We start from the raw sequence: 24,950 nt of genomic DNA, 5'->3' as shown, positions 1-24,950 counted from the left end.
GCACCCTAACCGAAGAAAGGTCCACTATCTTCACTTCGGCCGCACGGACGTGGATACGGTTCGGGCCCGCGACCGGAGACGGCCGCGGGCCCGGGATCCGCGCTCAGCGGTCGATGCGCACCGACTGGATCGTGACCGGCTGCTTGGGCTTCCCGTCTCCGGGGCCGTTGGAGTCGTCCTGGCCCAGCGCGGCGATCTTGTCCAACGTGCCGAGGCTGTTGTCGTCCACGGTGCCGAAGATCGTGTACTGCGGCGGGAGCAGAGAATCGGAGTACACGATGAAGAACTGGCTGCCGTTGGTTCCCGGTCCCGCGTTGGCCATGGCCAGCACGCCACGCTTGTACGAGATCGGCTCCGAAGTCGCCGCCGGATCGTTCGCAGCGTACTGGTCGGTCGGGTATTCGTTGTCGAACTCGTAACCGGGCCCGCCCATTCCGGTACCCGTGGGGTCGCCGCACTGCAGGACCTTCAGGCCCTCGCCCGCGGTCATGCGGTGACAGCTGGTGCCGTCGAAGTAGTTCTGCGCCGCCAGACTGACGAAGCTGTTCACCGTGCACGGCGAATCGGCGTTGTTCAGGGTCAGCCCGATCGGCCCCTGACTGGTGTCCATGCTGACGCTGACCTTGGCGTCGACGCCGGTGGTGGGGATGCCGCCGGCCTTCGGCTTGTTCACCGGCTTGTCCGCGGGCTTGGCGCTGTCGCGGTAGGTGCAGTCGACCGTCGCGGGCTTGGCCTTCGCGGAGGGCGGGGCGGCCGCGGCTGGAGTGCTGGACAGCGAGGCGTCGGCGACATCGGAGCTGTTGCTGTCGTCGCCGCGGGTCAAGAAGTACACCCCGGTCACCGCGGCGACCACCACGACGACACCGAGTACCGATCCGGCGATGGTGAGTTGCTTGCGCTTGCGCGCCCGCTCGGCCCGGTTGGCGAGCTGACGTTCCAGCTTGCGTTTCGCCGCTGCTCGTCGCTGTTCGTTGCTCGGCACTACCACGTTCCTCCCGTATCCGGTTACATCGGGATAAGAGTGTGCCATTTCTACCTGAGACTGTTCCGCAACCTTCCTGAGAGTCGGTTCGGGGAACCGGTTGGACTTGCGGTGCCGTAGTGGTGGAAACTGGACCATCGTGACCAAGACCAGCAGCTTCTCCGCCCCGAAGGGGGTACCGGACTACGTGCCGCCCGGCTCGGCAGAGTTCGTCGCGGTGCGCGACGGCCTGCTCCGCGCCGCCCGACTGGCCGGGTACGGGCATATCGAGCTGCCGGTCTTCGAGGACACGGGCCTGTTCGCCCGCGGTGTCGGCGAGTCCACCGACGTGGTCACCAAGGAGATGTACACCTTCCCCGACCGCGGCGACCGCAGCGTCACGCTGCGTCCCGAGGGCACGGCGGGCGTGATGCGCGCGGTCATCGAACGCGGCCTCGATCGCGGTCAGCTCCCGGTGAAGCTGTGCTACGCGGGTCCCTTCTTCCGCTACGAGCGGCCGCAAGCGGGCCGGTACCGCCAGTTGCAGCAGGTGGGCATCGAGGCCATCGGCGTCGACGATCCGGCGCTCGACGCGGAGGTCATCGCGATCGCCGATGCCGGGTTCCGCGGCCTGGGCCTGGACGGATTTTGCCTCGAGGTCACCTCGCTGGGTGACGAGACGTGCCGCCCGCAGTACCGCGAACTGCTGCAGGATTTCCTGTTCGGCCTGCCGCTGGACGAGGAGACGAAGCGGCGCGCCCAGCTCAACCCGCTGCGCGTGCTGGACGACAAGCGGCCCGAGGTACGGGAGATGACCGCGAACGCGCCGCTGATGATCGATCACCTGTCGGAGTCGGCCAAGGCGCACTTCGAGCAGGTGCTCGGCCACCTCGAGGCGCTGGGCGTGCCGTACGTGGTGAACCCGCGCATGGTGCGCGGCCTCGACTACTACACCAAGACCACGTTCGAGTTCGTGCACGACGGTCTCGGCGCGCAGTCCGGCATCGGCGGAGGTGGCCGCTACGACGGTCTCATGGCCGAGCTCGGGGGACAGCCGCTGTCGGGTATCGGGTTCGGCCTCGGCGTCGACCGGACCATGCTGGCGCTGGCGGCCGAGGGGAAGTCGGCGGGCAACCCGGCGCGCTGCGAGGTGTTCGGCGTGCCGCTGGGCGACGCCGCCAAGCAGCGGCTTGTGGTGGTCGCCGCGCAGTTGCGCGCGGCGGGCGTCCGGGTCGATCTGGCCTATGGCGGGCGCGGTGTGAAGGGCGCGATGAAGGCGGCCGACCGTTCCGGGGCGAAGTTCACCCTCGTGCTCGGCGATCGTGACCTCGCGGAGAACACCATCGGGCTCAAGGACATGGCGACCGGTGATCAACGGCAGATTCCGCTGCCCGAGGCGGTCGGCGTGATCCGGGAGTCGCTGGCCGGGTAGCGAGACGGCGGGTGCGCGCTGCCCGTCGAGTTTCGCGGCGCGCCCGCCGCGCGCACGGTACTGTGCGTCGAACCCGTCGTCGGCCGGGTGACGGGAGCAGTTGCGTGACCGGCGCGCACACCACCGCCGCCGGAGTCGCGAGAGGGCGGAGTAGTGTCCACGAATTCTGATGACGAGCGGGCGCTCGCGCCGGTGGGCCTCGATCTGGTCGCGCCCGAGTTGTACGCGCCGATGTTGCGCCGCCTCGCGCTGGCCGCGTCGGGCATCGGAGTGGGCGCGGCTCTGCTGGCCGCGACCGTGGTGAGCTGGCCGATCGCCGCGGCGGTCGGCGTCGTCGTCGGCGCGCCGACCGTACTGTACGCCGTCGCGCTGCGCCGGCGGCGAATGTGGTTGACCGGCACGATGATCCACGCCCGCAGGCTGTTCGGTGAACGGCGGGTGGAGATGTCGGCGGCCACCGGGGTCGAGGTCCTGGTGTTCCCGGCCCGGTTGAGCCGGATCGCTCTGCGGGTCACCGCGGGTGAAGTCTCCCAGGTCGTTCCGCTGGCCATGTACACCGATGTGGGCAGCGGCCGCGAATTGCACTTGGTCGGTTTGCGCAGGCTCGCGGACGCGCTTGCCACAAGTCGATTGGCCGCGGCCGTAGCGGTTTCCGAGATGCTGGTGCGGCAGTTGCGGGCCGAGGCGCGCGACGCCGGGCTGGAGGAACGGCCGCTGTATCGCGCCGTGCGGCTGGCGCGCGCCAAGGACGTGGTTTCGCCGATCGTGCTGACCGACAGCGAGGTCGCCACGCTCAGCTGACCCCGCGGTTCTCCTCCGGGGCCGGTGCCGGGCGGCGCACGAGTCACTGTCGCGTAGCTCACCGCCGGCGTTCGGCGGCGGTGAGAGTGGTTAGGGTGGGCAACAGAAGTCCGCCTACCGCAAGGAGTTCGTCGTGAGCACCGCCGCTGGGACCGTGACCGTCACCGTGACCGGAGCCGCGGGCCAGATCGCCTACGGCATGCTGTTCCGGATCGCTTCCGGCGCGATGCTCGGCCCGCACACGCGCGTGCGTCTACGGTTGCTGGAAGTCCCCGCCGCGGTGGCGTCGCTGGAGGGCGTCGCGATGGAACTGGAAGACGGCGCGTTCCCGTTGCTGGAGTCCATCGATATCAGCGACGACCCGTGGATCGGCTTCGCGGGCGCCGATATCGCCCTGCTGGTCGGCGCGCGGCCGCGCACCGCCGGGATGGAACGTTCGGATCTGCTCGCCGCCAACGGCGCGATCTTCACCGAGCAGGGCGCCGCGATCAACGCCAGCGCCGCGGACGACGTGAAGGTGCTCGTGATCGGCAACCCGGCCAACACCAACGCCTTCATCGCCATGAGCAACGCACCGGACGTGCCCGCCGAGCGTTTCACCGCCATGACGCGGCTGGACCACAATCGCGCCATCGCGCAACTGGCCAAGAAGACCGGTGCGCCCGCCGCCGACATCGCGCGGGTCGCGATCTGGGGCAACCACTCGGCGACGCAGTACCCCGACATCGCGCACGCCACCATCGCGGGACGTCCCGCCCTCGACCTGATCGGCGATCCGGCGTGGCCGACCGAGCAGTTCGTGCCCACCGTGCAGCAGCGCGGCACCGCCATCATCCAGGCCCGCGGCGCGTCCTCGGCGGCGAGTGCGGCCAGCGCCGCGATCGACCACATCCACGACTGGGTGCGCGGCACGCGGCACGGCGACTGGGTTTCCATGGCCGTCGCCTCGGACGGCTCCTACGGCGTGCCGGAAGGGCTGATCAGCTCGTTCCCGGTCACCTGCGCGAACGGCGAGTACACCATCGTGCCCGACCTGGCGATCGATGCTCTGGCCCGTCCCCGGATCGATGCGTCGGTCGCGGAGTTGGTGCAAGAGCGCGACGCCGTCGTCGACCTCGGTTTCGCCAAGCGCGCCTGACCGGGGCGCCGCGAGCGTCCGCCCCGCAGCGCCGGTCAGGCTCGGCCGGTTATCCGACCGTCCAGGTTTCGGATCCGGTGAGCAGCGACTGCAGCGATTCGGGACCGACGGGTTTCCGTTCCCGCGCCGTCTCGGTCTGGTAGCGCACCGCGTCGTCGTAGGTCGGTCGAGAGACGCTGCGGAAGATACCTGTGACCACGTGTTCGAGCCCTTGATCGGACAGCCGCGACAACGCGTAGGCGTACTCGGGGTTGTCGGCGTAGGCGTCGTGCACCACGATATCGGACTCCGCGACGCTGTCGGCCCGGGCCACCGCGAGCCCGAAACCCTTTCGTATCACCGCGAATTCGCCCTCTGTCCCGAATCGGATCGGCTCGCCGTGCCGCAGCGGGACGAGATGGTCGGCGGCGTTGTCCCGGCGCAGCACGTCGAACGAGCCGTCGTTGAAGATCGGGCAGTCCTGCAGGATCTCCACGAACGACGTGCCCCGGTGTTCGGCGGCGGCGCGCAGCACCTCGGTGAGCCCCGCGCGATCGGAGTCGAGCGCACGGGCGGCGAAGGTCGCTTCCGCGCCCAGCGCCACCGACAGGGTGTTGAACGGGTGGTCCACCGAGCCCATCGGGGTCGACTTGGTGATCTTGCCCTGTTCCGAGGTGGGTGAGTACTGGCCCTTGGTCAAGCCGTAGATCCGGTTGTTGAACAGCAGGATCGTCATGTTCACGTTGCGGCGCAGCGCGTGGATGAGGTGGTTGCCGCCGATGGACAGCGCGTCGCCGTCACCGGTGACCACCCAGACCGACAGATCGGGCCTGCTGACCGCCAATCCGGTCGCGATAGCGGGCGCGCGACCGTGAATGGAATGGATGCCGTAGGCCTCCAAGTAATACGGGAAGCGGCTGGAGCAGCCGATCCCGGACACGAACATCAGGTTCTCCCGGCGCAATCCGAGTTCCGCCAGGAAGCCGCGCACCGTCGCCAGGATCACGTAGTCGCCGCAGCCGGGGCACCAGCGCACTTCCTGATCGGAGGTGAAGTCCTTCACCTTCTGCGGTCCGTCCGCGGACGGCACCCCGGATACACCGGTGAGTCCCAGGTCGGTGCCGACCAGTGCGGTTTCCACGATGGTCATGCGATACCCCCAGACATCCGATATGTGGCTGCCTCGCCTGCGCTGGGCTGTGGACGGCCTTCGTCCGGCAGTGTTCTATAGGTGGCCCGCGCCCGTGCGGCGAAGACCTTGTTCTGTTCCAGCTCCTCGATCGACCCGTCCAGCGCCGCGTCGATGACCCCGACCAGCTCCTGAGCGGAGAACGCGGTGCCCGCGATCTTCGTCCACGGTCGCACGTCGACCAGGTACTTCGCCCGTAGCAGCGTGGCGAGCTGGCCGCCGTTCATCTCGGGCGCGACCACGACGCGATAACGGCGCAGTACGTCACCGAGGTTGGCGGGCAACGGATTCAGATGCCGTAGATGCGCCTGGGCGACCGGCGCACCGCGCCGCCGCGCGCGACGGCAGGCCTCGCCGATCGGGCCGTAGGAACTGCCCCAGCCGATCAGCAACAGCTCGGCGGTACCGTCCGGATCGTCCACCACGAGATCGGGCACCTCGATGCCGTCGATCTTGGCTTGACGCAGGCGAACCATGAGTTCGTGATTGGCCGGGTCGTAGGAGATGTTGCCGCTGCCGTCCGCCTTCTCGAGGCCGCCGATGCGGTGGGCGCGGCCCTTCGTGCCAGGGACGGCGAGCGGCCGGGCGAGCGTGTCGGGATCGCGTGCGTACGGCTGGAACGGGTCGGTGTCGTCGCCTTCCGGTTCGAACGCCGGGTCGATCGGTTCCAGCTCCGCCACCTGCGGGATGGACCACGGTTCGGAGCCGTTCGCGATCGCGCCGTCGGACAGCAGCAGCACCGGAGTGCGGTAGGTGAGGGCGATTCGCGCGGCTTCCACCGCGGTGGCGAAGCAGTCGGCGGGCGAGCGTGGCGCGAGCACCGCTACCGGTGATTCGCCGTTGCGGCCGTAGAGCGCCTGCAACAGATCGGCCTGTTCGGTTTTGGTCGGCAGTCCGGTCGACGGTCCGCCGCGCTGCACATCGATCACCACCAGCGGCAGCTCCGTCATCACCGCCAGGCCGATGGTCTCGCTCTTGAGCGCGAGCCCGGGGCCGGATGTGCTGGTGACGCCGAGCGCACCGCCGAGCGCGGCGCCGAGCGCCGCGCCGATCCCGGCGATCTCGTCCTCGGCCTGGAAGGTGGTGACGCCGAAATTCTTGTGCTTGCTCAGCTCGTGCAGGATGTCCGAGGCCGGCGTGATGGGATAGGTGCCGAGGAAGACGGGCAGCCCGGCGAGCTGACCGGCGGTGATCAGGCCATAGGCGAGTGCGGTGTTGCCGGTGATCTGGCGATAGGTGCCCGGCGGGAGTTTGGCCGGCGCGATCTCGTAGGTGGTGGCGAAGCTCTCGGTGGTCTCGCCGTAGTTCCAGCCCGCCCGGAACGCCAGGATGTTGGCCTCGGCGATGTCGGGCTTGGTCGCGAACTTCTCCCGCATGAACTGCTCGGTGCCGCCGATCGGGCGCCCGTACATCCAGGACAGCAGGCCGAGGGCGAACATGTTCTTCGCGCGCTGGGCGTCCTTCTTGCCGACTCCGGTCGATTCGGTGGCGCCGAGGGTGAGCGAGGTCATCGGGACGCGGTGGACGACGAAGTCCGACAGCGTCTCGTCGGCCAGCGGATCGGCGGCGTAACCCACCTTGGCGAGGGTCCGCTTGGTGAACTCGTCGGTGTTGACGATGACGGTGGCGCCGCCTGGGAGATCCTCCAGATTCGCCTTGAGCGCGGCCGGGTTCATCGCGACCAGCACGTCGGGCTGGTCACCCGCGGTGAGGATGTCGTAGTCGGCGATCTGGATCTGGAAGGACGAGACGCCGGGCAGCGTGCCCTGGGGCGCTCGGATCTCGGCGGGGAAGTTGGGCTGGGTGGCCAGGTCGTTGCCGAAGGCAGCGGCCTCGTGGGTGAAGCGATCGCCGGTCAGCTGCATTCCGTCGCCGGAGTCCCCGGCGAAGCGAATGACGACCTTTTCCAATTTAGCTGTGCCGACATCGTTTTGGTGTGAAACCATATGCCTGCTTCACTTCCTCGTCGCTGAGAGGTGCCATCGCCAAACTACTCCGTCGAACGCGGTGCGCGCCCGTGAAGCGCGCGGACCGGCGAGATTCGGCGGTGCGGGCGTCAGGCGAACAATGCCAGCTGCGCGTCGCTCGCGTGCGCGGTTTCGGCTCGTGTCTCCGGTTCGGGTCGTCCGCGCGCCGTCAAACCGTGCTCCGCCAGCAGCGGAGCGACCCGCGCGCGCAGCCACGCGGAGTACTCCGGCGTGACGTAGGCGCCGCGCCGGTACAGCTGGCGGTACCGGCGCAACAACGCCGGATGGTGCTCGGCCAGCCAGGACAGGAACCAGCCCCTGGTACTGCCGCGCAGGTGCATGGGGAACGCGACCGCCGATCGAGCCCCGGCCTCGGCGATCGCGCCGAAGACCGCATCCAGGTGGGCGCGTCCGTCGGTGAGGCAGGGGATGACCGGTGCGACCAGCACGTTGACGGCGAAACCCGCGTCGGCGAGCGCGCGAACCAGGTCCAGGCGGGCTCGTGGTGACGGGGTGCCCGGCTCCAGGCTGTGGTGCAGATCCTCGTCCAGTATCGCGATGGACATCGCGAGACTCACCGGCACCTCGCGGGCGGCCGAGGTGAGCAACGGCAGGTCCCGTCGCAGCAGGGTGCCTTTGGTGAGGATGGAGAACGGGGTGCCGGATTCGGTCAGCGCGCGAATGATGCCCGGCATCAAGCGGTATCGGCCCTCGGCGCGCTGATAGGGATCGGTGTTGGTGCCGAGCGCGACCGGCTCGCGGCGCCAGGACCGCCTGCCGAGTTCCTTGCGTAGCACCGCGGCGACATTCGTCTTGACCACGATCTGCGAATCGAAGTCCCGGCCCGCGTCCAGATCCAGATATTCGTGCGTGCCGCGCGCGAAACAGTAGCGGCAGGCGTGCGAACAACCCCGCATGGGATTGACGGTCCATCGGAACGGCACGTTCGCGCCCTCGGGCACCCGGTTCAGGGCGCTCTTGCACAGCACCTCGTGGAACGTGATGCCCTCGAACTCCGGCGTCCGTACGGTGCGCACCAGACCGGCCCGGGACAGCCCGGGCAAGGCGCCGTCCTCGGCCTCCAGGGTCTGGCTTTGCCACCGCACCCCCTCAGTCGAACATGTGTTCTAGCGGCTGTCAAGCGATCTGCTTGGTGCCCGGCGGTGTCAGCGCGGCCGGGTCGGCGAAGAAGGTGACCAGGTCGCGCACCGTGTCGTCGAGCGGGCGCGGCCGGTAGCCGAGCTCGCGCACGGCCTTGCCGTGGTCGACCACCGGCGCGGAGATCAGCGCGCCGAGCGCCGCCTTGGAGACGATGTCGGAGTTGAACAGCTTGCCGATCGGCGCGAGCGCCGGGATGACGCCGGACACGAGCTTGGGGGAGATGGCGAACCTCGGGCCCCGCTTGCCGCCATGGGTCGCGGCGACGCGACACAACAGTTCTAGCATCGAGATCATCGATCCGCCGAGCAGGTAGTTCTCGCCCGTGCGGCCGTGCTCGCCCGCGAGTACCAGGCCCGCGGCGACGTCGCGCACGTCCACCAGGTCGAATCCGCCGCCGATCATGGCGGGCACGCGACCGAGGGCCGCGTCCCTGAGCGTCCGGTTGATGCGCGAGAGCGGCTTGCTGTAGTCCAGTGGGCCGAAGACGCCGGTGGGATTGCACAGCACCGCGTCGAGTCCCTGGTCGATCACCTTGCGCAGCGCCACCTCGCCCGCCCATTTCGAGCGGTCGTAGACCGGCAGCGCCGGGTCGGTCGACCGTGGCGCGTTCTCATCGATCCGGCCGCCGCAGCTGTACTGGTCGAACGCGTGGATCGAGCTGGCGTGCACCATCCGGCGCGCGCCGGCCGCCAGCGCCGCCTCGGCGACCACGCGCACGCCCTCGGTGTTCACCCGCCAGGCGAGATCGTTCTTCTCGGCCAGGGTGATCACCGCGACCAGGTGGTAGACCACCTCGGCTCCGTCCAGCGCGGCGCGCATCGACGCCGGGTCGAGCACGTCGCCACGCAGCCAGGTGACGCCGGGTGCCGCCGGCTCGGCGGGAACGGCCCGATCGATGGCCGTGACCTGGTGACCGCGCTCGGTGAGGAGGCGGAGCAGATTCGTGCCAAGGTAGCCGGCTGCGCCGGTCACTGCGACCTTCATGGGACAGAGAATATAGAACTTGTTCTAATTTGCAACACGTTCCAGTTATGCCGGGTTTGCCCGGTCGTGCGGCGCGTTCGGGCTCGAAACATGCCGGTCCGGTCCGCTATATTGAGCGCAACCGTAGCGGCCCTTGCCGATTCGGCAGGGAGCAGGCGAATCACCACAACTGCATGACGCTGATCTGTACGACGATTTGGGGGGCAACTCGATGAGTGATCTCTCGGTAGAGACCGAAGCGGTCCGGGCGTTCGCCGCCACCAACGCCGGTATCGCCGGTGATCTCGCGGGGGCGGGCAATTTCGACGCGGTGAAGAACGTTTCGGCGCTCGTCCCGGTGTTCGGCTTGATCGGGGCCGATTACCTGGCGATGTTCGCCGCGGCGCAAGTGTTGCAGGCCAAGGACATCAACGATCTGTCCGCCAAGTACGCCAAGCTCTCGGACTCGGCGTTCAGCGCGGCCGCGGCCTACGACGCGGTCGATTGGTCCAACGCGGGCGCGCTCGGGTCGATCGCGGGCCAGATCGGGGGCGCGGTATGAGACCGCTGGACAGCGGCGTCATCGCGCCGGAAGATCACGCCGTCGCGCACGCGGCCGAACAAAACGTCGCCATCGGCCAGCAGACGGTGCTGGACGCGTTGCAACAGACACCGGCCCAAGCGGTGCTCGACCTGCCGCTGCCGCAGTTGCCCGAAGATCTGCCGCCCATCGAGCCGCCCGCCTTCGTGCTGTCCCGCAAGATCTCCGAGGATCAGCAGTCGGCCGCCACCGTGCCCGCCGGTCTGCCCGGACTGGGCGGTACACCGAGCGCCGAGGACGGGCACGGGATCGCGCACGACGCGTCCGCGCTGCTCGGGGACACGAACAGCGTGGTCGGCCAGATCGGTGCGCCCGCGGTCGAAGCGGCGCTCGATCAGGCGAACGGCGTGCTGAACGGTGCGCTCGCCGCCGCGCCGAGCGCGATCAGCGGCGCGGTGAACCAGGCGGCGGCCGCAACCGGATCGCTGCCTGCCTTGCCCGCCGATCCGGTGGCCGCCCTGCTCCAGGGCGTCGCGGTGCCCGCGCTGCCCGGCGTCGACGTCTTGATGAAGCCGATCCTGGACCTGCTGAGCAGCTTCGGCACCGGCGTCATCGGCGCGTTCGATCCGACCGCGATCCTCAGCCAGTCCTCCAAGGTCATCGAGATGGCCATGCAGGTCGGCAAGGGCAGCATGAGCACGGTCGAGCAGCTGTGGCAGAGCCAGGCCGCGCGCAACGCCCAGGCCACCAGCCAGCAGGCGAACGTGCAGGGCCAGGAGACCAGTCAGCGGGGCATCGACATCTCCGAGCTCACGCAGCGCGCCGCCACGGTGGTGCAGCAGGGCAACGCGCAACTGCTCGGCATCGCCTCGTCGTTCGCCACTCAGGCGACCGCGCTCGCGCCGGTGATCCTCACTCCACCCGCCCAGGCGACGCTGATGGCCTCGGCCACCGAACACCTCGGTCAGGCCGTCGGCGTGGTCAACGCCACCCGCGGCGACTTGGCCGGTAAGACCGCCGAGCTCAGCGGCATGGTGCAGCAGTTGGTCGCGCCGGGCGGCGGACCCGCGCCGCAGGAGGTCGCGCAGGCGCTGGCGGAGAACGTCGGCCAGCCGATCCTGGAGCAGGCTCAGTCGACCGCGTCGGACACCGCGACCAAGGCGGCCGGCCTGGACTCCGCCACGCCGTCGACGTCGACGCCGTCGACCACGCCGTCGTCGGTGCACAGCACCTCGCACAGCCCGACCACCAGCCACGGCACGCCGAGCAGCCTGCTCGGCAGCAGCCCCGGCCGTCCCGGCAGCCCGAGCACGTCCTCGGTCCCCAAAGCCACCGGCCTGCCCGGCGCCACGGTCGCACCGATCCGGCCGGTCGCAGGCGTCCCGGGCACTTCGCTCGGTACCGGCGCGCCCGCGAGCACCACACCGGCCGGATCGAGCAGCTTCATGGGCGGCCCCGGCGCCGCGGCGGGGCAGCGCGGCACCGACGAGGAACACTCGCGTACGGTGCAGCCCTACTCGAGCCCCACGGGCAACGACGACCTCACCGGCCCGCTGGGCGAGTCGACGCCGGACGTCATCGGTGCGACGCACTCGGACGAGATCATCAGCTCGGACTACGCGCAGGACCAGTTCTGACGGACGCCGGATAGGCGACGCGCCGCACCCGGCCCGAATGGATCAGCGCCGGGCCGGGCGACGGGCAAGTCTCAGTTGTCCTGTGTGAACGAGTCGATCAGTTTCCGGTAGAGGTCGGCGAAGCGTTTGCGCGCGGCCTGTTGCTCGGCGCCGAGCCCCTCGGTGGTGTCCGGCGAGTACACCACGAGATGCACGTCGTCCGACGGCGACTGCGGCATGAAGTCGATGATCCGGCTGCTCTGGTCGGTGGCCTTCGGCACGCCGAGGTCCACCGTGGCGAGCGCTTTGGTCTCCGCAAGCGCCGCGTTGAGCACATCGGGTGGGATATGGCCGTCGATCCGCTTCGGCGGGGTCTCGGGACTGCGCTCGGCGGCCACCGCATCGGGGCTGCTCACCGCACGGCCGTCGGCGAAGATCTCCAGCTGCGGGCGCAGATCCGTCCGGGCCTGCCAACCGTCCGGAATGGTGGTCAGCGTGAACAGCGCCAGCGGCGCGGCGATCGGCGGTAGCGCACTGGGTCGATCCAGTGCAGGGTCGGCCGTGGCGGCGCCCGAGCCCACCGCGACGATCAGCGTCACAACCAGCAGAACGGCTTTCGTTACTCGCATCGATCCCATCTTCCGGTGCTGTCCGTGTCCGTCTGCGGCACAGACGAACTGCCGTAGATCATGACAGCGCGCCGACCCCTGGCGGGAGTCGGCGCGCTGTATCGATCGGATCCGGTGCTACCGCAGGCCGGACGGGTTGTTCAGATCCGGAGCCGAGTATGTGTCGCAAGCCCTCACCTGACCGGTCTTGTAGCCGGTGAGGAACCATTTCTGCCGCTGCTCGGACGAACCGTGGGTCCACGCTTCGGGATTCACCCGGCCCTGGGCGGCGCGCTGGATGCGGTCGTCGCCTACCGCGGCTGCCGCCGACAGCGCGTCGTTGACATCCTTGTCCGACAACGGTTTCAGGAACGGCTGATTGCCGCCGGGCGCGGGCTGCTTGTCCGCGAAATGCGCCCAGATGCCCGCGTAGCAGTCGGCCTGCAATTCGGTGCGCACCGCGTCGGAGTCCGCCCCGCGTGGATCGCGCTGAGCGCGGCCGATGTCACCGAGCAGGTTCTGGATGTGATGGCCGATCTCGTGCGCCACGACGTATTCCTGTGCCAGCGGGCCACCGCTGGAACCGAATCGATCCACCAGTTCCTGGAAGAAACTGGTGTCGAAGTACGCGGTCCGGTCGGCCGGGCAGTAGAACGGTCCCACCGCGCTGGTGGCGTTGCCGCATCCGGTCGAGGTGGCTCCGGAGAAGAGCACGACCTTCGGCTTCTGGTAGCGCTTCCCGGCCTGGTTGGGCAGTTCGGCCGACCACACCGCGTCCAGGCTCTGCGCGGTGAGCGCCACCCGGCAGTCGACGTATTTGTTGGCATCCGCCCCGGTCTTGCAGTGGCTCGGGGTGCCCGCCGTGCTCGGCTGCGTCTGGCTCTGGTCCTGCGAGCCGGTGAAGTTGCCGAGGATGGATCCGGGGTCGCCGCCCAGCAGCAGCGCCAGCACCAGCACGATGAGCCCGCCCGCGCCGCCGCCGAGCGCGAGCTTGCCGCCCATGCCGGGACCGCCGGACGAAACCCGGTCGGGGTCGATTTGCATGCCCTCGTTGAAGGTCATCGTCGTCGCTTTCTCGCTCGTCCCGGGGTCACCCAACCCTCGGTCGTCGGCGACCCCCGGTTCACACTCCCTCGAATACAGCTTGGCACGGGCGCGTCGATATCGGTTTCCACTCACCGAATGTGTCTCACTACGATGGACTCGCACTTGGTCACACCGCGCCGGTGCCAGAGTCGTCGAAAGGAACCCCGTGCTGCGCACCCACTTGGCTGGTTCGCTGCGAAGCGAGCATGCCGGTCAGACCGTCACTCTCACCGGCTGGGTGGCGCGGCGGCGTGACCACGGTGGGGTGATCTTCATCGATCTGCGCGACGCGTCCGGTGTGGCCCAGGCCGTGTTCCGCGAGGGCGAACCCGCCGAGCAGGCACACCGACTGCGCGCGGAGTACTGCGTGCGCGTCACCGGCATCGTGGAACCGCGGCCGAGCGGCAACGAGAACCCGGAACTGCCGACCGGCGCCATCGAGGTGAACGTCACCGAGCTCGAGGTGCTGAACGAGAGCGCCCCGCTGCCCTTCCAGCTGGACGAGCAGCCCGGTGAGGAAGCGCGCCTGAAGCACCGCTACCTGGATCTGCGCCGCGAGGGCCCGGCACACGCCATCCGGCTGCGGTCCAAGGTCAACGCGGCCGCCCGCGAGGTGCTCGGCCGCCACGAGTTCGTCGAGGTGGAGACGCCGACGCTGACCCGGTCGACGCCCGAGGGCGCGCGCGACTTCGTGGTGCCCGCCCGCCTGCAGCCGGGCAACTTCTACGCCCTTCCGCAGAGCCCGCAGCTGTTCAAGCAGTTGCTCATGGTCGGCGGCATCGAACGCTACTTCCAGATCGCGCGGTGCTACCGGGACGAGGACTTCCGCGCCGACCGCCAGCCGGAGTTCACCCAGCTCGACATCGAGATGAGCTTCGTGCGCCAGGAGGACGTGATCCTGCTGGCCGAGGAGATCCTGGTCGCGCTGTGGAAGCTGATCGGCTACGAGATCCAGACCCCGATCCCGCACATGACCTACGCGGAGGCCATGCGCCGGTTCGGTAGCGACAAGCCCGATCTGCGTTTCGGCGTGGAGATCACCGAGTGCACCGACTACTTCAAGGACACCCCGTTCCGGGTGTTCCAGGCGCCTTATGTCGGCGCGGTGGTCATGCCGGGCGGTGCGAGCCAGCCGCGACGCCAGCTCGACGCCTGGCAGGAATGGGCCAAGCAGCGCGGCGCCAAGGGTCTGGCGTACGTGCTGGTGAACGAGGACGGCACACTGGGCGGCCCGGTCGCGAAGAACCTCACCGAGGCCGAGCGCGACGGCTTGGCCAAGCACGTCGGCGCGGTTCCGGGTGACTGCGTGTTCTTCGCCGCGGGCGCCGCCAAGGCGCAGCGCGCGCTGCTCGGCGCGGCGCGGGTCGAGATCGCCCGCAAGGTCGGTCTGATCGATGAGGACGCCTGGTCGTTCGTGTGGATCGTGGACGCGCCGCTGTTCGAGCCGACCGTCGAGGCGACCGCAAGCGGTGACGTGGCAGTGGGCCATTCCGCCTGGACCGCGGTGCACCACGCCTTCACCTCGCCGAAGCCGGAGTCGCTGGACACCTTCGACACCGATCCGGGCTCGGCGCTGGCCTACGCCTACGACATCGTCTGCAACGGCAACGAGATCGGCGGCGGCTCGATTCGTATCCACCGTCGTGACGTGCAGGAACGCGTCTTCGAGGTGATGGGCATCACCCCGGAGGAGGCGCAGGAGCAGTTCGGCTTCCTGCTGGACGCTTTCGCCTTCGGCGCGCCGCCGCACGGCGGCATCGCCTTCGGCTGGGACCGGGTCACCGCACTGCTGGCGGGGGAGGACTCGATCCGCGAGGTCATCGCGTTCCCGAAGACCGGCGGCGGCGTCGACCCGCTGACCGACGCGCCCGCGCCGATCAGCGAGCTGCAGCGCAAAGAGGCGGGTCTGGACGTCAAGCCGGAGCAGAAGAAGGGCGAGCACGCCGAGACCGCCTCGTAGCGGGCGCTCGCGCGAACGGTACCTTCTGGTCAGCTGCACCTGCCCGACCGCGAGGAAACCCGTTGCTGCACTTGCGCCTGATCAGCCCGCCGGATCTCACCGACGAGGTGCTCGCGGTACTCGCCGCCGATCCCGGGGTCACGCACGTGACCCTGGCCCGCGGTGCCGCGCTGGAGCCGAAGGGCGATCTCGTCCAGGCGGACGTGGCTCGTGAGGCCGCCAACGACGTGCTCGACGACTTGACCGCGCTGGGCGTCTGCCGGTCCGGCGGGATGACGCTCACGCCGGTCGAGACGGTCCTGTCGGAGGCGGGCGAGCGCGCGGTACACGAGGCGCCCGGTGATCCGAGCGACGCGGTGGTGTGGGAGGAACTGCTCGCGCAGACGCACGAGGAGTCGAGCCTCAACGCGACTTTTCTCGCGTTCCTGACGATCGCCTGCCTGCTCGCGGCCGTGGGCGTCGCGACCGATTCGCCGGTGACGATCGTCGGCGCGATGGTCGTCGGCCCGGAGTTCGGTCCGCTCGCCGCTTTCGCGGTCGCGTTGGTGCGCAGGGACTTCGGCCTCGCCCGCCGCTCGGCCCTGGCGCTCGCGGTGGGGTTTCCGGTGGCGATGGTGGTCACGCTGGTGGCCACGGTGGTGTGGGAACAGGTCGGCTGGATCACCATGGACGGGGTGAGCGGCGTCGAGCAGGTCGACTTCATCTATCAGGTGGGCCCGTTCTCCCTGGTCGTCGCGCTATTGGCGGGCGCGGCCGGCATGCTCTCGCTCGTGACCGCGAAGTCGGCCGCGCTGGTCGGCGTGTTCATCTCGGTGACCACCGTGCCCGCGGCCGGATTCGCCGTGGTCGCGGCGACCCTGGGGGAGTGGCGGGTGGCGTTCCTGTCCGCGGGCCAGCTGGCGGTGAACATGGCGGGCATCATCGTGGCCGGGATCATCGTGCTCCAGCTCTGGCCGCGCGCGGGTAGCGAGGCCGGTCCGGTGGAACGGTTGCGGCGCTGGATCGGCATGCGCGCACCGGTCGAGAAGTGAGCGGGCCTCACGCGGCGGCGACGGTTCCTCCGGTGAGCACCCGGTAGGCATAGGTCACCGCGATCACGGAGACCGGGCCCGCGATCAGCAGGCCGAGACCGCACAGCAGCGTGCCCAGGAACGTGATCACCAGCACGGCCAGCGCGAGCAGCAGCACCTGCCAGGCGTTGGCGACCACCAGCGTGAAACTGGACTTCAGCGCCTCGAACGGACCCTGGTCCTGATCGACGACGAAGTGCAACGAGAACATGCACAGCCATCCGGCGATCAGTCCGGGAAGCAAGCAGAGCGCCGAGCCGAGGAAGGTCAGCGTGAATGCCAGCAACGCGGTGAGCAATACGTTGCCCGCGTTCACGAATCGGAAGTATGCGCCGAAAGGCGGTGGAGTGCCGTCGGTTTCGTACAGCGCGCCGCGCACCATCGCCGCCTGCAGCAGCCACACGCCTGCCATGACCGCCAAGAAGATCAGCAGCAGCGGCAGCATCGACGTCGGGTCGGTGAGCTGGACGACGATCACGAACGCCAAGTAGATGACAAGGCCCACCGCGGTCACCCCGAACCACGGCCCCGGATTGGCCCAGAGTCGCGCCCAGCCGTAACTGAGTGCCCGGCCCACGTCCAGTCTGCCGGGACCGGTGGAGACCTGCTGGTAGCCGTAGATCGGCTCTTGCGCGGGCGCGGGGCCGGACGGCGCCCAGCCCGGCCCGGTGCCTTGCGGTCCGTAGCTGGGGTGCCCCGCGCCCACAGGCGGCGGCGGCTCCAGCGGTTCGTTGCCGTAGTGCGCCGCGCCAGGGCCTTCGAACTGCGGATATCCGGCCGGACCCGCCATCTCGTGGCGGGCGTGGCCGGTCCCGGGGCCGGGAGCCTGCGGATTCGGGCTCTCGTGCTGCCCGGGCCGGGCCGCGAAGCGTTCGTCGTCGTTCGGCGAGGGAGCGCCGCCACCTGATTGTTTGGGTGCGGAGGGCGGGATCTCGGTCATGCGTAGACCTTTCCACTCAACTGGTTTGCGGTGTGGCGCAGGGCAGTTGACGATGAGAAAACCCGACGGGTGCGGAGGTGTCAAGCGACCTGCGGCCGCCGTCCGGCCATGCCGGAGACACGCCGAGCGACGCGGAAAGGTTGTGTAACCGCTCGCTAGAAGTGACCCCATGCGAGTACTTTGAGAGGCGATGACCGCACTATTGGCCGAACGCGCCGCCGAAGTCGTGTCCGCAGCGCAACAGTTGCTCACAAAGCGAATGGGTGCTCCGGTAAAGCTGAGCGATCCGATCGAACTCAGCGGTAGTGGTAGGACGACGGTCCTACGCGTGCGTGTAGCGGAGAACGCCTTTTCATTGCCGCGAACCCTGATCATCAAGCAGGTCCGCGGCGCGGCACAGGATCGCCGGACCGGCGGCTTGGCGCCCGGGGTGGCCAGCGTCGATTCCGCGTTCCTCCGCGAGACGGTGTCCTATCAGTTCACCACCGCGTTGAGCCGGGAGCACCGGCCGGGCGCGTACCTGGTCGCGCACAGCCTTCCCGACCGTCTGCTGATCCTCAGTGACCTGGGTGAGAACTCCCTGCTCACCGCCGTGCTCCGCTCCGGGGCCGAGCCCGCGGGCCGCAACGCCCTGATGGCGTTCGCTCAGGCGCTGGGCCGGATGCATGCCGCCACCGTCGGGCGCGAGGCGGACTTCGTCGCGCTGCTGCGCCGAGTGGACGTGGTGCACCGGGTGGACGGCATCGCCCAGCAGGCCGAGTCGGCGATCGCCGAGGTGCCCGGTCTGCTCCAGCGCGAACTGGGCATCGAGGTGCCCGGCGAGATCGCCGAGCGCATCGTGCGCGGCAACCGGCTGTACTCCGCGGGCCGTTTCCGCGCGTTCAGCCCGTCGGACCTCTGCCCGGACAACGTGATCTTGAACGAGGAGGGTGCTCGCTTCCTCGACTACGAGTGGGGCGGGTTCCGCGACGCCACTTTGGACATCGCCTACGCGCTGGTGTCCTTCCCTGGCTGCCTGTGCGATGTCGAGCTCTCCCGGGAGCGCGCGCGGCAGATGGTCGAGGCCTGGCGCGCCGAGGTCGTGGGCGTGTGGCCCGCGCTGGCCGATGACGACCAGCTGGCCGAACGCATCCTGGAAGCTCGGCTGATCTGGGTCTGGCTGTCCACTTACTGGTTCCTGCCCGCCGATCACACCCGTATCGCGGCTGCCAGGGAGCACGGGCTGTCGGTGCCGCGCTCGGCGGCGCTGATCAACCGCTGGGCCGCGCTCGCCGAAGACGCGCGGTGCACAGGGGACGACATCGTGGGAGATTTCGCCGAGGACGTATCGGCGATGCTGGAAGAACGCTGGGGCGACTAGGCCGCGCACCCGGGGCTGCCGCCCCCGGAGACGGCGCGCGGCCGCCGCGCTCTAGCCGAGCGGGACCTGCCGCGGCTCGATCCGGCCCCCGCTGCGCACCGCGAACGAAGCGCCATAGCGCACATCGGAATTCGGGTCCGTCACGTCCAGCAGGTAGTACCAGTCCATCTGCGCGTGGTCGGGGGTGATCTCCAGCACGCCGTAGCCGTGCGAGTCCAACTCCACATAACGCAGATGGCGGTTGACCGTCTTGATCGCTTCGGCGATCGGAGCGGAATTCGCGTGGACCATGTCGCCGATGCTGGTCGAGGTCACCGACGGCACCACGAACTCGGCGCCCGCCGTCACGCCGCCCGGGTAGCTCGCCGCGTCCACGGGGAGATCGGCGGCCCATGAGGAGTGGATGTCCCCGGTCAGGAACAGTACGTCGGAAATCTGCTGATCGATGATGGCGCGAAACAGCCTGGTGCGGTCGGCGGTGTAGCCGTCCCACTGGTCGCCGTTCAGCGACGGACCGGACTGCGGGACGCCCATGGTGCTGGTGATCGCCGCCGTGGTGGCGGGCTCGAGCGGTGGGAAGACCAGCGGGGCGATCATGACCGAGTTGCCGACCAGCTTCCACCGCACCGGCGCGGTGGCCAAGCCCGCGGTCAGCCATTCCATCTGCGCCTTGCCGGTGATGGTGCGCGCCGGGTCGTCGGCCTCGCGCCACTTCGCGCCCGGCTTCGCCTCCTGGTCGCGGTAGCTGCGCAGATCCAGCATGGTGAGCTCGGCCAGGGTGCCGAAGCGCAGCCTGCGGTAGATCCGCACGTCGGCGCCGGAGCCGGAGGCCCGGACCGGCATCCACTCCAGATAGGCCTGCGCGGAAGCGGCGCGCCGGTCGGCCCAGCTGCCCTCGGTGGCGGGATCGTGATTGTTCGCGCCGCCGGACCAGGAGTTGTCCGCGGATTCGTGGTCGTCCCAGGTGCAGATGAACGGCAAGGTGGCGTGCAGGCCGAGCAGATCCGGGTCGGTCTTGTACTGGGCGTGGCGGATGCGGTAGTCCGCCAGGCTGACGATCTCGTTGGCCGGATCGTGCGGGCGTACGGCGCCGTTGCGGCCCCCGTACTTGCCGCGGCCGTACTCGTAGATGTAGTCGCCCAAGTGCACGATCGCGTCCAGGTCGGTGCGGGCGGTCAGGTGACGGTAGGCGCCGAAGTAGCCCGCCTCCCAGTTCGAGCACGACACCACGCCGAACCGAAGGCGATCCGGTGCGTCCGCCGTGGCGGGCGCGGTCTTGGTGCGGCCCACCGGAGAGGTCTGGCCCAGGGCGGTGAACCGATAGAAGTACTCGACACCGGGAGCCAGGCCGGATACATCGACCTTGACCGTATGGTCGGAGTCCGCCGAGGTCGTCACGACGCCGGACGCGGCGACCGAGGCGAACCGCTCGTCCGCCGCGATCTCCCACCGCACGGTCGCCGGGTCGCCCAGGCCCGAGCCGGGCGTCGCGTCGTCGGAGACGGTCACGCGGGTCCAGACGATCACGCCGTCGGCAAGCGGGTCCCCCGAGGCCACGCCGTGCCGGAACACCGGTGTCGCGGCTTCCGCGTCACCGGCGCCCAGCACCGCGGTGGCGGTGGCGGCGGCCGCGCTGCCCTTGAAAAGAGTCCGCCGAGCGAAGCGCGCGGTGGACGAGGGATCTGAAACGGATACGTTTTCAGGCACGGGTACCGATCCCATCCGAAGTACCGGCGACACGCAACTCCGTCTGTCGCCGCGCCTGTCGACCGCGCGGCCGCGCCGAGACTCATCCGGGAACGGCATGTCGTGCTGTCGGTGCGCCTCGGTAACGTTTCTTGTCGTGAGCGATGGTTTGTTCGACGTGCCCGGAGTCGCGGTGCCTCCGGAGCATTCGATCGACACCGTGGTGCGCCGGGACGCGGGTGCGCCGCTGGCCGTGCGCATGCGCCCGGCCACGCTGGAGGAAGTGGTCGGACAGCAACATCTGCTCGGTCCCGGTTCGCCGCTGCGCAGGCTGATCGAGGGTTCGGGCGCCGCGTCGGTATTGCTGTACGGCCCGCCCGGCACCGGCAAGACCACGCTCGCCTCGCTCCTGTCCCAGGCCACCGGCCGCCGGTTCGAAGCGTTGTCGGCGCTCTCGGCCGGGGTCAAAGAGGTGCGCGCGGTCATCGACGTGGCGCGGCGCAGGCTGGCTGCGGGCGAGCAGACCGTGCTGTTCATCGACGAGGTCCACCGCTTCTCCAAGACCCAGCAGGACGCCCTGCTCGCCGCGGTGGAGAACCGCATCGTCCTGCTGGTCGGCGCGACCACCGAGAACCCGTCGTTCTCGGTGGTGTCGCCGCTGCTGTCGCGCTCACTGGTGCTGCAACTGCGGTCGCTCACGGAAACCGACATCCGCGAGGTGCTCGCCCGCGCGATCACCGATCCACGCGGCCTCGACGGCGCGTACACGGTGACCGAGGCGGCGCTCGACCACATCGTCCGGATCGCGGGCGGTGACGCCCGCCGCGCGTTGACCGCTCTGGAAGCGTCGGCGGAGTCCTCGCTCGACGGCACCGTCGACGTGGACCTGGTCGAAGCCAGCGTGGACAAGGCCGCCGTCCGCTACGACCGCGCCGGCGACCAGCACTACGACGTGATCAGCGCGTTCATCAAGTCCATCCGCGGTTCGGACGTCGACGCCGCGCTGCACTACCTGGCGCGCATGCTGAGCGCGGGGGAGGACCCGCGCTTCATCGCCCGGCGGCTGATGATCCACGCGAGCGAGGACATCGGCATGGCCGACCCAATGGCGTTGCAGACGGCGACCGCCGCCGCGCAGGTGGTGCAGCTGGTCGGTCTGCCCGAAGGCCGCCTCGCGCTCGCCCAAGCCACCATCCACCTGGCCACGGCCCCGAAGTCCGGCGCCGTCGTGGCCGCGATCGGCGCCGCCATGGCTGACGTCGCGGCGGGCAAGGCGGGCCCGGTTCCGCCCCATCTGCGCGACGGCCACTACCCCGGCGCGGCGGCGCTCGGCAACGCGCAGGGCTACAAGTACCCGCACGACGACAAGGACGGCGTGCTCGGCCAGCAGTACCCGCCCGACGAGCTGGTCGGCGTCGACTACTACCACCCCACCGACCACGGCCACGAACGCGAGATCGGCCCCAGGGTCGACAAGCTGCGCCGCATCGTCCGAGGCTGACCGCCCGGTAGCCGGCGCACTGTGTCGGTATCGGTGCATCCGGCAAGGGGCGGAAGGAACTGGAGGTTTCCGTGGCGGCGAGCCGCTGCGGGGCTGGGTTCACTGACCGGACGGCGGGGGCGCGACGGGAGCCCGGTCGATGAATAATCGCGTGCGCGGCACCGGTAAGCTGGGTATTCGTGCAGACCCACGAGATTCGACGGCGTTTCCTGGACCATTTCCTCCGTGCCGGCCATACCGAGGTGCCGAGTGCCTCGCTGATCCTGGCCGACCCGAACCTGCTGTTCGTCAACGCGGGCATGGTCCAGTTCAAGCCGTACTTCCTGGGTCAGGAGGCGCCGCCCTACCCGCGGGCGACCAGCGTGCAGAAATGCGTGCGAACCGGCGATATCGAAGAGGTCGGCGTCACCACCCGGCACAACACCTTCTTCCAGATGGCGGGCAACTTCTCCTTCGGTGACTACTTCAAGGAGGGGGCGATCACCCTCGCCTGGGAGCTGATCTCCAAGCCGCAGGACGACGGCGGTTACGGGTTCGATCCCGAGCGGATCTGGGTGACCGTGTACCAGGACGACCCGGAGGCCGCCGAGATCTGGAAGCGGGTCGCGGGCATCCCCGAGGAGCGCATCCAGTTCCGCGACGGCAAGGACAACTACTGGGACATGGGCGTGCCCGGCCCCGGCGGACCCTGCTCGGAGATCTACTACGACCGCGGCCCCGAGTACGGCCGCGACGGCGGACCGGTCGCCGACGAGGATCGCTACCTCGAGATCTGGAACCTCGTGTTCATGCAGGACATCCGTGGTGAGCTGAGCCCCAAGCTCGGGCACCCGCCGGTCGGGTCGCTGCCGAAGAAGAACATCGACACCGGCATGGGCGTCGAGCGCATCGCGCTGCTGCTGCAGGGCGTGGACAACGTCTACGAGACCGACCTGCTGCGCCCGATCATCGACAAGGCCGAGGAACTGACCGGACGCTCCTACGGCGTCCAGCACGAGGACGACGTCCGCTTCCGCGTGATCGCCGACCATGCTCGCACCGCCGCCATGCTGATCGCCGACGGAGTGAACCCGGGCAACGACGGCCGCGGGTACGTGCTGCGCCGCCTGCTGCGCCGCATCGTGCGCTCGGCCCGCCTGCTCGGCGCCGAGAAGCCGGTGATGAGCGAGTTCATGAAGGTCGTCAGCGACCTGATGGCCCCGTCCTATCCGGAGCTGGCCACCGACCTCCGCCGCATCGAGACCGTCGCGGTCGGCGAGGAGACGGCGTTCCTGAAGACGCTGAACACGGGCTCCACCCTGTTCGACAACACCGCCGCCGCGGTGAAGGCCCACGGCGGCAGCACGATCGCCGGGTCGGACGCGTTCACCCTGCACGACACCTACGGCTTCCCGATCGATCTGACGCTGGAGATGGCCGCGGAGGCCGGGCTGTCGGTCGACGAAGAGGGCTTCCGCTCGCTCATGGCCGAGCAGCGTCAGCGGGCCAAGGAGGACGCGCAGGCGCGCAAGCACGCCCACGCCGACCTCACGATCTACAGGGAACTGGTCGACCGCGGCGCCACCGAGTTCACCGGCTTCGACGAGCTCACCTCCGAGGCCACCGTGCTCGCCCTGATCGCCGACGGCGTGCGGGTGCCGACGGCGACCGTGGGGCAGGACGTCGAGGTCATCCTGGACCGCAGCCCGCTCTACGCCGAGGCGGGCGGCCAGATCGCCGACCGCGGCTCCATCACCGCCTCGTCGGGATTGAGGCTGCGCGTGAACGACGTGCAGAAGATCGCCAAGAAGCTGTGGGTGCACAAGACCACGGTGGAGCACGGCCAGATCACCGAGGGCGACGTCGTGCTGGCCCAGGCCGACCCGTCCTGGCGTCGGGGTGCCACGCAGGGTCATTCCGGCACCCACATGGTGCATGCAGCCCTCCGGCAGGTGCTCGGCCCCAACGCCGTGCAGGCCGGTTCGCTGAACAAGCCGGGCTACCTGCGTTTCGACTTCAACTGGCAGGGCCAGCTGTCCGACCAGCAGAAAGCCGACATCGAGGCCGTCTCCAACGACGCGGTCGGCGCCGACTTCCCGGTGAACACCTTCGTCACCGATCTGCCGAAGGCCAAGCAGATGGGCGCGCTGGCCTTGTTCGGCGAGAACTACGGCAACGAAGTGCGCGTGGTGGAGATCGGCGGCCCGTTCTCGATGGAGCTGTGCGGCGGCACGCACGTGCAGCATTCCTCGCAGATCGGCCCGATCACGGTGCTCGGCGAGTCGTCGGTCGGCTCCGGCGTTCGTCGCGTGGAGGCGTTCGTCGGCTTGGACTCCTACGCGTACCTGGCCAAGGAGCGCGCGCTGCTGGCCGGTGTCGCCTCCGCGCTCAAGGTGCCCTCCGAGGAGGTGCCCGCTCGCGTCGAGCAGCTGGTGGAGCGGCTCAAGGTGGCCGAGAAGGAGCTCGAGCGCACGAAGATGGCCGCCGTGCTGTCGTCGGTGGGCGAATTCGTCGAGAAGGCCGAGCGGATCGGCCGGCTGCTGCTGGTCGCCGTGGCCGCGCCGGAGGGTGTGTCCGCGGGCGATCTGCGCACGCTGGCCACCGACATCCGCGGCCGGTTCGGCAGCGAGCCCGCCGTGGTGGTACTGCTCGGCAACGCCGACGGCAAGGTACCGTTCGTGGTCGCGGTGAACAAGCCCGCTCAGGAGCTGGGCATCAAGGCGGGCGATCTGGTCGGTAGCTTCGGCCCGAGTATCGCGGGACGAGGCGGCGGCAAGCCGGAGATGGCGCAGGGCGCGGGCTCGGACCCGTCCGGTATTCCGGCCGGCCTGACCGCGGTCCGCGCGCGGGTGGCCGAACTCGCCGGGTGATGGGCGACCCAGCGGAACCGGAGCGGTCGGCGCCGCGCGGCGCCGACCGGCCGCAACCGGCCACCGACCCCGGTCGGGGCAGGCGGATCGCCGTCGCCGTCGGCAGTGTCCGGATCGGGGGCGCCGCGAGCGAACCCGACGG

The 24,950-nt window shown here is 69.5% G+C and carries 19 protein-coding genes; 10 read left to right on the top strand and 9 right to left on the bottom strand.

The genetic code is table 11. The features are described from left to right. Positions 1–103: 103 nt before the first annotated feature. Complete coding sequence (locus tag ACWEH3_RS18840) at positions 104–982, bottom strand: peptidylprolyl isomerase (RefSeq protein ID WP_450015584.1); 879 nt, start codon at positions 980–982, stop codon at positions 104–106. A 139-nt stretch (positions 983–1,121) separates the two neighbouring features. On the opposite strand from ACWEH3_RS18840, the gene hisS reads away from it, so the two are divergent. The 3 genes from hisS (at position 1,122) to ACWEH3_RS18825 (ending at position 4,332) form a co-directional block, all read left to right on the top strand. Then, a complete protein-coding gene (gene hisS, locus ACWEH3_RS18835) occupies positions 1,122–2,393 on the top strand; it encodes a histidine--tRNA ligase (protein WP_450015586.1) in 1,272 nt (423 codons plus the stop codon). Positions 2,394–2,546: 153 nt separating this feature from the next. Then, the gene (locus ACWEH3_RS18830) at positions 2,547–3,194 is read left to right on the top strand and encodes a hypothetical protein (RefSeq protein ID WP_452358359.1); all 648 of its coding nucleotides are present in this window, start codon (positions 2,547–2,549) and stop codon (positions 3,192–3,194) included. Positions 3,195–3,327: 133 nt separating this feature from the next. Beyond that, positions 3,328–4,332 (top strand): malate dehydrogenase, encoded by a 1,005-nt coding sequence (locus ACWEH3_RS18825; RefSeq protein ID WP_450015590.1) that lies wholly within the window; start codon positions 3,328–3,330, stop codon positions 4,330–4,332. A gap of 49 nt (positions 4,333–4,381) precedes the next feature. Here ACWEH3_RS18825 and ACWEH3_RS18820 read toward each other — a convergent pair whose 3' ends face one another. From ACWEH3_RS18820 to ACWEH3_RS18805, 4 genes are all read right to left on the bottom strand, one after another. Next, positions 4,382–5,461 carry a 2-oxoacid:ferredoxin oxidoreductase subunit beta gene (locus tag ACWEH3_RS18820; RefSeq protein ID WP_450015592.1) on the bottom strand — a complete coding sequence of 360 codons (1,080 nt, stop codon included), beginning with the start codon at positions 5,459–5,461 and terminating at the stop codon, positions 4,382–4,384. Next, complete coding sequence (locus ACWEH3_RS18815) at positions 5,458–7,446, bottom strand: 2-oxoacid:acceptor oxidoreductase subunit alpha (RefSeq protein WP_450015594.1); 1,989 nt, start codon at positions 7,444–7,446, stop codon at positions 5,458–5,460. The genes ACWEH3_RS18820 and ACWEH3_RS18815 overlap by 4 nt, the downstream gene beginning before the upstream one ends. 110 nt (positions 7,447–7,556) lie before the next feature. Further along, on the bottom strand, positions 7,557–8,573 hold the full coding sequence (locus ACWEH3_RS18810) for an Rv2578c family radical SAM protein (protein ID WP_450015596.1): 1,017 nt from the start codon (positions 8,571–8,573) through the stop codon (positions 7,557–7,559). A gap of 31 nt (positions 8,574–8,604) precedes the next feature. Continuing rightward, entirely contained in the window at positions 8,605–9,612 is a 1,008-nt protein-coding gene (locus ACWEH3_RS18805) for an NAD-dependent epimerase/dehydratase family protein (RefSeq protein ID WP_450015598.1), read from the bottom strand. Between the two features lie 211 nt (positions 9,613–9,823). Here ACWEH3_RS18805 and ACWEH3_RS18800 point away from each other — a divergent pair, with 211 nt between their 5' ends. After that, the gene (locus ACWEH3_RS18800) at positions 9,824–10,153 is read left to right on the top strand and encodes a type VII secretion target (protein WP_040867626.1); all 330 of its coding nucleotides are present in this window, start codon (positions 9,824–9,826) and stop codon (positions 10,151–10,153) included. Continuing rightward, complete coding sequence (locus ACWEH3_RS18795) at positions 10,150–11,769, top strand: hypothetical protein (RefSeq protein WP_450015600.1); 1,620 nt, start codon at positions 10,150–10,152, stop codon at positions 11,767–11,769. The genes ACWEH3_RS18800 and ACWEH3_RS18795 overlap by 4 nt, the downstream gene beginning before the upstream one ends. Before the next feature lie 71 nt (positions 11,770–11,840). On the opposite strand, the gene ACWEH3_RS18790 is transcribed toward ACWEH3_RS18795, so the two are convergent. Next, entirely contained in the window at positions 11,841–12,377 is a 537-nt protein-coding gene (locus ACWEH3_RS18790) for a hypothetical protein (RefSeq protein WP_450015602.1), read from the bottom strand. 117 nt (positions 12,378–12,494) lie between these two features. Next, positions 12,495–13,418: a KPN_02809 family neutral zinc metallopeptidase gene (ypfJ, locus tag ACWEH3_RS18785; protein WP_450015604.1), complete on the bottom strand. Its 924-nt coding sequence runs from the start codon at positions 13,416–13,418 to the stop codon at positions 12,495–12,497. Positions 13,419–13,608: 190 nt separating this feature from the next. On the opposite strand from ypfJ, the gene aspS reads away from it, so the two are divergent. Both aspS and ACWEH3_RS18775 read left to right on the top strand, forming a co-directional pair. Beyond that, on the top strand, positions 13,609–15,402 hold the full coding sequence (gene aspS / locus ACWEH3_RS18780; protein ID WP_450015606.1) for an aspartate--tRNA ligase: 1,794 nt from the start codon (positions 13,609–13,611) through the stop codon (positions 15,400–15,402). Positions 15,403–15,464: 62 nt separating this feature from the next. Next, positions 15,465–16,433: a DUF389 domain-containing protein gene (locus tag ACWEH3_RS18775; protein ID WP_450015608.1), complete on the top strand. Its 969-nt coding sequence runs from the start codon at positions 15,465–15,467 to the stop codon at positions 16,431–16,433. A 7-nt stretch (positions 16,434–16,440) separates the two neighbouring features. Here ACWEH3_RS18775 and ACWEH3_RS18770 read toward each other — a convergent pair whose 3' ends face one another. Next, on the bottom strand, positions 16,441–17,412 hold the full coding sequence (locus ACWEH3_RS18770; RefSeq protein WP_450015610.1) for a hypothetical protein: 972 nt from the start codon (positions 17,410–17,412) through the stop codon (positions 16,441–16,443). 190 nt (positions 17,413–17,602) lie between these two features. On the opposite strand from ACWEH3_RS18770, the gene ACWEH3_RS18765 reads away from it, so the two are divergent. Then, on the top strand, positions 17,603–18,772 hold the full coding sequence (locus tag ACWEH3_RS18765) for a phosphotransferase family protein (RefSeq protein ID WP_450015612.1): 1,170 nt from the start codon (positions 17,603–17,605) through the stop codon (positions 18,770–18,772). A gap of 51 nt (positions 18,773–18,823) precedes the next feature. Here ACWEH3_RS18765 and ACWEH3_RS18760 read toward each other — a convergent pair whose 3' ends face one another. Beyond that, positions 18,824–20,494 (bottom strand): alkaline phosphatase D family protein, encoded by a 1,671-nt coding sequence (locus ACWEH3_RS18760; protein ID WP_450015614.1) that lies wholly within the window; start codon positions 20,492–20,494, stop codon positions 18,824–18,826. Positions 20,495–20,615: 121 nt separating this feature from the next. Here ACWEH3_RS18760 and ACWEH3_RS18755 point away from each other — a divergent pair, with 121 nt between their 5' ends. Continuing rightward, positions 20,616–21,959 carry a replication-associated recombination protein A gene (locus ACWEH3_RS18755; protein WP_450015616.1) on the top strand — a complete coding sequence of 448 codons (1,344 nt, stop codon included), beginning with the start codon at positions 20,616–20,618 and terminating at the stop codon, positions 21,957–21,959. Between the two features lie 179 nt (positions 21,960–22,138). Next, complete coding sequence (alaS, locus tag ACWEH3_RS18750) at positions 22,139–24,808, top strand: alanine--tRNA ligase (protein ID WP_450015618.1); 2,670 nt, start codon at positions 22,139–22,141, stop codon at positions 24,806–24,808. Positions 24,809–24,950 lie beyond the last annotated feature (142 nt).

Source organism: Nocardia sp. NPDC004718 (assembly GCF_053601535.1).
This window is presented reverse-complemented; position numbering and strand designations above follow the sequence as displayed.